Below are 10,408 nucleotides of genomic sequence, written 5' to 3'. Positions count from 1 at the left end.
ACGGCAAACATGGAACTTCTTCTCGGCAATCAACTGTAGATAAGTTTAGCAAACTATTTGGCACTTAAGTCCGACTCCCAAACAGGCAGTTCAGTTGCCGGATGATGCCGAAACCAGGGGTCGGTTTCTTCGTATTCATGGGGAAGGGCTATCCAAGTTTGAATGCCATGCAGGATGGCTTCTTTGCTGCGATCGTCGTCAGGCGTGCGTTCGGAGTGGACAATGCCTCGCCCTGCCGTCATCCAGTTCACCGCACGCCTGACGGATTTCTTGAACGCTGCCCACACTATCACGATGCAGCAAAACACCTTCAAACAGGTAGGTGACGGTTGCTAAGTTGATGTGCGGATGCGGTCTGACATCCACGCCCCGGCCGGGTGGAAACACCGCAGGGCCGAGATGGTCAAAAAAGATGAACGGGCCTACCAGTGCTAAAACGTCTGAGGGAAGCAAGTGACGGGCTTGGAATCCACCCAAATCTTGAATGTGTGGCTCATTGACATACTCACTGACCTGAAGGTACGGTGATTCTTAAGCCTCGCGACTTAAGTTTCTGCTTCTTCGCAACTGCCTCCACCCTCAAAGAGTTTTGGTCTTATGTTCGCTCCACAGACTAACCCCGCAAGCCCTGCGGTTTTTACGTGTCGAATACCAAACGGAATTCTTCTCCTGTTTTGATTCTAGGGTTAGACTTCCATTGCCCTATCCTCTTTTCCCGGTCTACCGATTTTGCTTCGCCGCCAGCACCTCGGGCTGAACTTCGCTCGTATAGGCTGTTTGATCCATCGTCTCGGGTGGGTCGTTGACCAATTACATTCTAATATAAAGCCGTCCTAAAAGGACGGGGTTTCTACCCAAATTTGTGATGAGATGCTGGATGGTATCCGTCATAATGTTTATGAAGTTCCCAACGCTAATCGTCTATGTCAAAAGTGCATGATACAAAAAGCTATCCTTGTAAAGGACGATCGCAATATCAGTGACTGGTCTAAACTTTCCCAATCGAAAGCTCTTGTAGAGTGTCGAGTTCTCAACGAGCTTTCTGCTTACGAGACGATGGAGAGTTCATCACTGACTTGAATCCTACCTTTGACTAGGGAGCGAATCAGACGATCGAGTGAGCCACGTTCTTCTTCACTGATAGACTCATCGAGGATGGCGGCCATCATGCCGTAGCGGTCAGCCTTGGTAACGCGGTGAGTATCGGTGACAGTGGCAATTAATTCGTTGATAGCGCCGGGGAGAAGATTAACTGGATACATGGGATTGTTTTGAACTCGACACCTTAATCATCTCGTGGTTTCTCCTAAGAGCAAGTGATGGTGCTGGTTTTTTTCCGTGATAATACTGAAAATCTTCGGTGAACCAAGTCCGTGTTACCAGTGATCGAAGTCACAACATTGAAACTAATGCAGCGGTGGAACAATTAGAACCCACATCTTGCACCCTTCTCAAGAACAGGCTTTTCGGCCTGTTCCACAAAGAGTGAATTTTCTTGTGGAACAGGCCGAAAAGCCTGTTCCTAAAATGCCTATCGAGAATGGTGCAAGATGTCAGTTAGAACCAACCTTCGGCCCTTCAAGTGTCACAGTGATAATTTTCGTTTTTCACGAGTCTGAACCTCTTGCTGTGCAAATGTTTCAGACCTTCATAGGAAGAACTACCTCTTCTTCAATCACTTGTCAACAAGTAACGACTGTTGACTTTTTATCCAAAATCAAAATAAGTAGACAGACAAAAAAATTAGTCCGCCTACTTAATCGCTAACTAGAAATCACTCCCACTCGATCGTTCCCGGTGGCTTAGAAGTAATATCGTAAACCACTCGGTTCACCCCCTTAACCTCATTCACAATCCGATTCGAGATCAGTTCCAACAAATCGTAAGGAACCCGCGCCCAATCAGCCGTCATCCCGTCTTCACTCTTAATAAATCGCAAGACGATCGGATAAGCATAAGTGCGCTGATCGCCCATCACGCCTACACTGCGAATCGGTAGCAAAACTGCAAAAGCTTGCCAAAGTTCACCGTACAATCCGTGCCGGTTAATTTCTTGGCGAACAATGAAGTCAGCATCCCGCAAAATATTTAGTCTCTCGGAGGTAACTTCTCCGATAATCCGAATCGCCAATCCCGGGCCGGGGAAAGGTTGTCGGTTCACTATTTCTTCGGGAAGCCCGATCGACCGGCCGACTTTTCGCACCTCATCCTTAAACAGTTTTCGCAGCGGTTCAATCAGCTTAAATCGCAAATTTTTCGGCAAACCGCCGACGTTGTGGTGGCTTTTAATTTTAACAGCAACTCGCTCGCCACTTTTGGGGTCTGCATTCGTGTCAGCCGACTCAATCACATCAGGATAAAGAGTACCTTGTGCGAGGTAGTCAAAGGGGCCCAGACGCTTCGATTCTTCTTCAAATACGTTGATAAATTCGTGACCGATCCGCTTGCGTTTTACTTCAGGATCGGTAATCCCTTCAAGTTGAGCTAAAAAGCGTTCGCGAGCATTAACATACTCAACGTCAATGTGGAATTGCTCTTTAAATAATTTTACCAACCGTTCTGGTTCATACTTCCGCATAAACCCTTGATCGATAAACATACAGGTAAGTTGGTCGCCGATCGCCTTATGCAGCAAGAAAGCCAAAGTAGAAGAATCTACACCGCCCGATAGAGCCAGCAAAACTCGTTTATCTCCCACTTGCGCGCGAATTTCGCGAATCGATTCCTCCACAAAAGTAGCAGTCGTCCAAGTCGGTTCGCACTCGCAAATGTGGTAAACAAAATTGCGAATTAAAGCTATTCCCCCGATCGAGTGAACTACTTCGGGGTGAAACTGAACCCCGTACAAATTTTTCTCGTGGTTAGCCACAGCAGCACACGGAGTATTGTCTGTGTGAGCGAGGATTTCAAAACCCGGTGGCAGTTGAGTACACGAGTCTCCGTGGCTCATCCACATCGTGCTGCCTTCTTCGACATTTGTCAGCAAATCTGTAGGATCGTCAATAAATAGCGATGCCTTGCCATATTCGGCTAACTTAGCCCGTTCAACCGTGCCTCCGAGCTGCTTTACCATCAACTGCATCCCGTAACACACTCCCAACACCGGTATTCCCAAATTCCAAATTTCTGGGTCGCAGTGGGGTGCTTTTTCATCGTATACAGAACTTGGGCCTCCTGAAAGAATAATTCCTTTAGGATTGATAGCTTTTAACTGTTCTGCCGTAGTGCGGTAAGAAATTACTTCTGAATATACTTGAGTTTCGCGAATTCGACGAGCAATCAGTTCGGAATATTGCGAACCGAAGTCGAGAATCACGATGATCTGGCGATCGATCTGCTGCATTAAAGAGTTTGTGAGAACGGACTCAGTTTCTATTTTAGTAGTCACGGTTATTGCGTAATTGCTAAGTGCTAATTGGGCAGAAAGTAGCGGACGTATCTGTCGCGCTCTCAGTACAATTCTAAGGAAGACTAGGAACCATTGGTCGCTAGGAATAAATCTTATTGATACTAGATTGCCGTCAGCGATGTTAGTCGATTAATCGGGTACAGGGCCATAGATTTACTTCGATCCTTACCCTAATTAATTGAATTCTTGCTTCAGAAATAGCTTCCCGAAGCAACCTAGTATAATTAAGGTTTAGGGACAGAGAATTATTACTTGTTAAATATTATCCCTGACCGATGTTTTAAACAGAATTCAGGGATATTCACACTACATTAACAAATTTGGGTCAAAAATGTATCTCCTATGTCACTTTTAACAATAATTTTGCGATCGCGCCCGAACATCACCGAGCCCACGGGGATGTGCAAGTTAGTGTGAGTAAAAATGCAATCCGATGACCGCAAGTCTATTTGTCGGGCGATGTCGCCGTAAATTAGATCGACCCAATTGCTCCCAAACTCGGCGTCTAAAGCCCGCAGTTGCCCGAGAGCCTCTTCGGCTGTCGCTGCGGCAAAAATTGCGGAACACGCATCAGCCGGCATTCCAGCCTTAGCACAGTAAGCTGTGAGAATTTCCCTGCGCCCGTCAGCGAGGTGGTGGTGAGTGTGAAAAATTCCCGCCGCCAATTTCATCAGTTTCCCGTGATAGCCAAACAGCAAAATTGACTGCACGCCCTGATATCCGGCTTCTACCAGCAGCGGGCCGAGCCAGTTAGCGGTTTTGACTAACCTCTCACGATTAATCCCCAGTTGTCGCGCCAAATCCAAGCCGTTTTCGCCGATGCAGAAAACCAAACAGTCAAACAGTTCGGCTTTTTGTTGCAGTTGTTCGCGGTAAACTTCCAACTGTCCAGGGGCGCTCAGCGGTTGAGAAATGCCCGTTGTACCCAGCAGCGAAAGTCCTTCTACCACGCCGAAAGCTTCGTTAGAAGTGCGGGTGGCTAGTTGCCGCCCAGACGGCAGAATCAGGGTGACAGTAATTTTTTCTCCCCCTGCGAGTTCTCGGCTCAGATTCGATCGCAACAGTCGCATTGCGTAATCATAGATCGCCGCCCCTCCACCGACTGTGTGACGCCCTATACCTTCACCGCCGAGAATCACAATCTGCTCTCCCTCTTCCCAATTCCCCAATTCCACCATTGCCCAAACGGGGGTATTTCGAGTCAGATCGAGATTGTCGCCCGGATCTGAGCGAGTCACTCCTAAAGCGGTATCAGTTTTGAGTACAGACGCCTGTTCGATCGGAATTTCTGCCGTTATTTGCGGTTCCAGTAAATTTACTGATACGCTATCAACAGACTGGATACCTGCGCGTAAGCACCGCAAAGCTGCAAGTGCGGCCGCACAGGCAAATACTGGCAGTGTATACCCCGATAAAGGTTGAGTTTTGGTCACGATCAAATGCAGAAATACATAAATTTGCTGGCGATCGACATCACGCCGTAGCAGTGATACCCCTCAAACATTTAAGCTTAATTTTAGGGTTTGTTATTATCAGCAGTTAGGGTAATTTTTGTCAAGTAATCATTTGGTTCTCCCAGTTGCTGATCGCAGCCACACTTTTGTTGAGGTGCGTTAGCGGAGCCCGCCCCTACGGGGGCTACGCCAACGTAGAGGATCGCCAACAACCCACTCCGAAGGCTTACGGGCCGGTGCGGGCGATTTTCACAAAAAACCCGGAATCTCGATCGCGAGCGCTGGGGCTGAACAAACGGATTCCAGGAATTAGGTACAAATCGTTAGCAGCTATACTCGGCAAGTCGATCGTCTTTCATTCTATAGATTTACCTAGCCGTAAATGTGTCAGAGCCGAGTCGAGGATCGGGCGAAATTTGTTTTGGCCCTTGGGGCGACTTGTTTGAGGCGGAATTCGAGCAATTGTTGGCAGGCGAAATGCTGCGATCGCTTCCTTGTTAAGCCCTAAAACCTACTTTTTTACAATTAGCAGATTTATATCTCCCAAGCGGTTGATGTCCCAGCGATCGCAAGTCATTTATATTGATCTGAATTACCCGGACGTGCCAGTCCTACTTTCGAGTTAGCCTCTTGAAGGTGGGGCTGGTTTTATCTAACCCTGTTACTTCAATTATCCAATCTACAATCTAAAACCTAAAATCTAAAATCGATTGACTATGGTTGAACCAGTTGCAGAGTTAAATGAACCTCTATCTCTTCAGACTGCAGAAATAGTAGAAATAGTAGACCCGAAAATATTTCAGCTCGTTCTCTCTCCAAAAATAGCTCTCAAATTTTCCAAAAAAGACGTTCGATCGACCCTGAAAGCCTCAACTCTAGACGGCGTTTTTGCCACTATCTTCGAGTCGGCGACCACCGGCGTGCTGCTGAGCAACTTCTTGCTGCAACTCGGCGCGAGTAGCGTGGAAATAGGTATATTCTTTGCTATTCCGATGGTGGTAAATCTCCTGCAACCATTAGGAGCCTACATCGCAGATCGGACAACCACCCGCCGCTCGTACAACCTATTTGTATTCAGCGTTTCGCGGCTGCTGTGGCTGGTGCTGGCGGTGGCAATTGTTTGGGGTTCCCAGCACCAAGATCCCCGCCAACTGCTGCAATGGACACTGGTAACAGTCGTAGCAGCTAGCGTGCTGGCAGCTTTTGCCAATTCTAGCTGGTTCAGTTGGATGGCTGCTGTGGTTCCTCAGCGCTTGCGGGGACGCTATTTTGGCTTTCGCAACAGTGCTGTCAGCCTCATCACTTTGCTGGGAGTGCCGTTGATGGGATTGGGAGTGTCAACTTGGGACGGCGGCCCAATTTTGGGCTACGGTATTGTTTTATTGGTGGGTGTTTTGGCGGGAATGATTAGTTTGGGGTGTCAATCCTTCATGGTTGATGTGAATCCCCAGGTATACAAAAAAAATGCACTGAACGATCGACTTACAAAGAAAAAAGAAAAGCAAATAACAGATTTTGTGCCTTCTGTGCTGAAAGATTCTAATTTTTTAATGTTTATTCTTTACTTCAGCCTATGGACATTTGCAGTTAATCTCAGCGCGCCTTTTTTTAATATCTACTTGCTGAAAGATTTAAGCTTGGATGTGAGTTTGGTAACGATTTACACCAGCTTAAGTTCCGGCGCAAATCTACTGCTGCTGATGTTTTGGGGTAAGTTGGCCGATCGCTGGGGGAATCGTCCGCTGCTAATTGCGGTTGGGCTGGTGGTGGCTGTAACCCCTTTGCTGTGGTTGGGTACGGGCAATTACCCGTTTGCCCTCTGGGTGTGGCTGCCGCTGCTGCACTTGTTGGGGGGAACGACTTTAGGGGCGATCGGGCTGTGTACTAACAATATTCAAATGGAGCTCGCGTCGATCGAGCAACCTTCGACTTATTTTGCGATCGGCGCTGCTGTTTCGGGATTAGCTGGGGCTTTGGGAACTACCGCCGGCGGCTTTCTTGCCCAACTTCCTGGTATGAGTTTGGGCTCACTGTTTGCCCTCTCGGCTGCTGTGAGGCTGGTAGGCTTGCTGCCTTTGATTTTGGTGCGAGAACCTCGTAGCCAGTCGCTGCGGTCGATCGTCCCCACTTTGGGACGTTTTAAATTTAATCGGGGCTAGGAAATTTTCGCACAAATTTACCGATCGAGAAACCAGAAAAGCCCACAGATTGTTAAAAACTTCAAGCAGATCGCAGAAAACCTGAGAGTGACTGAGACAAAAATTAACCTAAAACATCGCCTAAATCTGATGTGCGGCAAATATCTCACTATTATCTTGCAGCCAACCGACAAATCGATAATATATAGCTGTTCTAAAAACTCACTGTGCAGACCGTAAATGTGTTTAAAGGTTCGTTAGCTAGGGCGTCGTATCACTACTTATGTTACGATAATCGAGCATTTTCCCTGAAGCAAACCTACGATTTCACGCTCTGAATTTTTTACGTTTTAGGATAATCGAGCATTTTCTCAGAACCAAACCTACGATCTCACGCTCAGCCCTTTTTGTATTAAGAAATATAAATATTATTCACATTTTAATACAATAAACTCAACTAGGTGGTGGTTTGAGACTACTATCCTGACAATCGAAATAACTAAAGATTGCCCACCCACATAACAATTTCGATCCAAAAACTAGCAGCGATCGCCTGACGCCATACAAAAAGGGGAATTGGCAATTCTCTTGTAACCGATGACCAATGACAGATCGCTCTCAAATTTCCGATTCAAAGAGAGACAAGTAAAAATGAAACGTCTAATCGTTTGCTGTGATGGCACTTGGCAACAACTCAATAGTAGTTACCCAAGTAATGTGATTAAACTTGCCCAGGCAGTGAAATCGACCGCCAGTGACGGGGTTCCGCAAATCGTGTTTTATGACGAAGGAGTTGGAGCGGATAGTAACAAGATTTTGGGCGGAGCCACTGGACTGGGAATCGATAAAAATATACAAGATGCCTATCGTTTTCTTTCTCTCAACTATGAGAAGGGTGACGAAATATATCTATTCGGGTTCAGTCGCGGTGCTTACACAGTCAGGAGTCTAACCGGGATGATTTATTGCTCCGGTCTCCTATCCCGCCCTCATATTACCAGGGCATCAGAAGCTTACGAGCTTTACCGTAAACGAGACATTAAACCAAAGGATCGGGTAGCAGCCAATTACCGCGAAGATTACGGCGATCGCGTCCCGATTACCTTGCTTGGTTGTTTCGACACCGTTGGAGCCCTTGGTATTCCTACTCTACCCGCCTTCAAGAAGTATGACGAACAGCTCAAGAAAAGGTACAGATTCCACGACACCACTTTAAATAAGTTAATTCAAAATGCGTTGCACGCCGTTGCGATCGACGAAGTTCGCGAAATCTTTGATGTTACGCCTATGAAAAAAAATCCTGATATTGAGAACCAGCGGGTTATTCAAGTTTGGTTTCCCGGCTCGCATATCTGCATCGGCGGTGGAACGAAAGAATACAGCGGTTTATCAGATGCCGCCTTACAATGGATGATCGATTCAACCCGTAACCTGGGATTGGGGCTTGAATTCGATCCAAGTGCCATTCCCACAGGTATCAATCCCAATTATGAGATTGATTTTAAAAACAATCCTGGGTTCTTCAAATTGGCAGGAATCAAGTTCCGCGAGGTGGGCGATGCTATTGAGGATCTTCACGAAAGCACGATCAATCGATTAAAAAAACGCCAAGACTATCGACCTAAGAATCTGCAAAAAATTCTCTCCAAAATAATTGATAATATAGAAAAATGATAAAAATTTATCAAGCTCTCAGAACGGAACCTAATAAGACTATCTCATCTACAACAAAGGAAAAGCAATCATGAAAAGAGATACATCTAGAGATGGATTTAGCAACAAAGCTTTAGCATATACGTTGACTCATTTCAAACCAATTTGGAACTTAGTTCAAAGTTACGAGCCTCTGAAACGTAAACTAAACAAATTTTTTCTCAATAGCATCATTTACAAACTTCCGACTCGCCCGCTTCCCTATAGCTTAATGGGCTTAGATCCCAAAATTCCAGGGACAGATATTCCAAAAAAAACTGATACCTACATCTCTTGGGATTCACTTACAGACAAGACTTATACTGGGCGACATTTACCTCCCGACCCCGAATTTAACAAAGAAGGGAATTTACCACCACTGGGTAAATTAAAGACCTTATTTCAAAAAAGAGATGGAAAAACCATTTATTCAGACAAATCGACTCTGCTCTTTCCCTATTGGGTGCAGTGGTTTACAGATAGTTTTCTGCGGATCGATCAGCAAAACCGCTTCAAAAATACCTCCAACCATCAGATTGATATGTGTAATGTTTACGGGTTGACCCGCAAACAAACAAATATGCTCAGAGCTTTCAAAGACGGTAAATTTAAAACCCAAAAACTCAAGCGCAAAGATGGCGTAGAAGAAGAATATCCACTCTTTTATTATGCCGATCCTGAGCAGGGTATTATCGATCCTCAATTTGAAGGTCTTCATGCACCCCTTAATGATGAGAAAAGACAATCCCCCGAAAAGAAAAGCAAGCTATTTGCAATGGGAGTTGAACGGGCAAACGTCCAAGTTGGCTATGTCATGCTCAACACTTTATGTATCAGGGAGCATAATCGAATTTGCGATGTTTTGTCAAAAAGCTATCCAGAATGGGACGACGAGAGGCTCTTCCAAACCGCGAGAAATATTCTCATGGTGATTGTTCTCAATATCATTATGGAAGAGTACATTTTCCACATTACGCCCTATAATTTTAGGTTCTTTGCCGATCCTGAAGCTTTTACCAAGGAAAGTTGGTATCGAGAAAATTGGATGGCGATTGAGTTTAGTTTTGTCTATCGCTGGCATAGTGCGGTTCCTGAAACCTTTACCTATGACGGGAAAGAAAAATCCATGTACGATTCCCTCTGGAATAATCAGATGTTAATCGATAAAGGGTTGGGTGCATTGATGGAAGAAACTTGTTCCCAACCAGGCACTAGAATTGGTTTGTTTAACACACCTGATTTTAAGATCGCAGGAACACCTTATACATTTATTGATGCTACCGAACTAGCATCTGTTAAACTCGGACGGCAGGCGCAGTTAGCCAGTTATAACGATTACCGCGAAATGTGTGGTTATCCCAGGGTGACTGATTTCAATCAAATTACGGGTGACGAATACGCTCAACAGAAATTAAAAGAGTTGTACGGTCATGTTGATAAGATTGAACTATTTGTCGGATTGTACGCTGAAGATGTGCGGGAAAATTCAGCAATTCCGCCTTTAGTAGCACGGATAATTGGCATTGATGCTTTCTCCCAAGCTTTAACTAATCCTTTGTTATCGCCTAAAGTCTTCAATAAGGAAACTTTTTCTGAGGTTGGTTGGGAAATTATCCAAAATACCAAAACAGTCTCTGATTTAGTGAATCGTAATGTTCCTCCAAGCGATCCCAAGTACAAAGTCTCCTTCGATCTTTAAGTTGTAGCTGACAACT

The 10,408-nt window shown here is 45.5% G+C and carries 9 protein-coding genes; 4 read left to right on the top strand and 5 right to left on the bottom strand.

What is annotated here, in order from left to right; translation table 11 throughout:
- Positions 1–53: 53 nt before the first annotated feature.
- The 5 genes from QUB51_RS14375 to cbiD form a co-directional block, all read right to left on the bottom strand.
- Positions 54–242 carry a pirin family protein gene (locus QUB51_RS14375; protein WP_333232458.1) on the bottom strand — a complete coding sequence of 63 codons (189 nt, stop codon included), beginning with the start codon at positions 240–242 and terminating at the stop codon, positions 54–56.
- Positions 199–453, bottom strand: a complete 255-nt coding sequence (locus tag QUB51_RS14370; protein ID WP_333232456.1) for a pirin family protein — start codon at positions 451–453, stop codon at positions 199–201. Before QUB51_RS14370 ends, QUB51_RS14375 begins: the two co-directional genes overlap by 44 nt.
- A gap of 593 nt (positions 454–1,046) precedes the next feature.
- Positions 1,047–1,262: a hypothetical protein gene (locus tag QUB51_RS14365; protein ID WP_333054638.1), complete on the bottom strand. Its 216-nt coding sequence runs from the start codon at positions 1,260–1,262 to the stop codon at positions 1,047–1,049.
- Positions 1,263–1,774: 512 nt separating this feature from the next.
- On the bottom strand, positions 1,775–3,388 hold the full coding sequence (gene guaA / locus QUB51_RS14360) for a glutamine-hydrolyzing GMP synthase (protein WP_445242999.1): 1,614 nt from the start codon (positions 3,386–3,388) through the stop codon (positions 1,775–1,777).
- Between the two features lie 332 nt (positions 3,389–3,720).
- Entirely contained in the window at positions 3,721–4,842 is a 1,122-nt protein-coding gene (gene cbiD / locus QUB51_RS14355) for a cobalt-precorrin-5B (C(1))-methyltransferase CbiD (RefSeq protein ID WP_333054640.1), read from the bottom strand.
- Positions 4,843–5,009: 167 nt separating this feature from the next.
- Here cbiD and QUB51_RS14350 point away from each other — a divergent pair, with 167 nt between their 5' ends.
- From QUB51_RS14350 to QUB51_RS14335, 4 genes are all read left to right on the top strand, one after another.
- Positions 5,010–5,309, top strand: coding sequence for a hypothetical protein (locus tag QUB51_RS14350; RefSeq protein ID WP_333054641.1), 300 nt, complete (start codon positions 5,010–5,012; stop codon positions 5,307–5,309).
- Between the two features lie 270 nt (positions 5,310–5,579).
- Entirely contained in the window at positions 5,580–7,022 is a 1,443-nt protein-coding gene (locus QUB51_RS14345) for an MFS transporter (protein ID WP_333054642.1), read from the top strand.
- A 630-nt stretch (positions 7,023–7,652) separates the two neighbouring features.
- A complete protein-coding gene (locus QUB51_RS14340; protein WP_333211749.1) occupies positions 7,653–8,675 on the top strand; it encodes a DUF2235 domain-containing protein in 1,023 nt (340 codons plus the stop codon).
- A gap of 70 nt (positions 8,676–8,745) precedes the next feature.
- The gene (locus QUB51_RS14335; protein WP_333054644.1) at positions 8,746–10,392 is read left to right on the top strand and encodes a peroxidase family protein; all 1,647 of its coding nucleotides are present in this window, start codon (positions 8,746–8,748) and stop codon (positions 10,390–10,392) included.
- Positions 10,393–10,408 lie beyond the last annotated feature (16 nt).

It is taken from the genome of Microcoleus sp. AT8-A3, assembly GCF_036705675.1.
GTDB lineage: Bacteria > Cyanobacteriota > Cyanobacteriia > Cyanobacteriales > Microcoleaceae > Microcoleus.
Note: the sequence above shows the minus strand (reverse complement) of the source record. Positions and strands in the feature narration are given on the sequence as shown.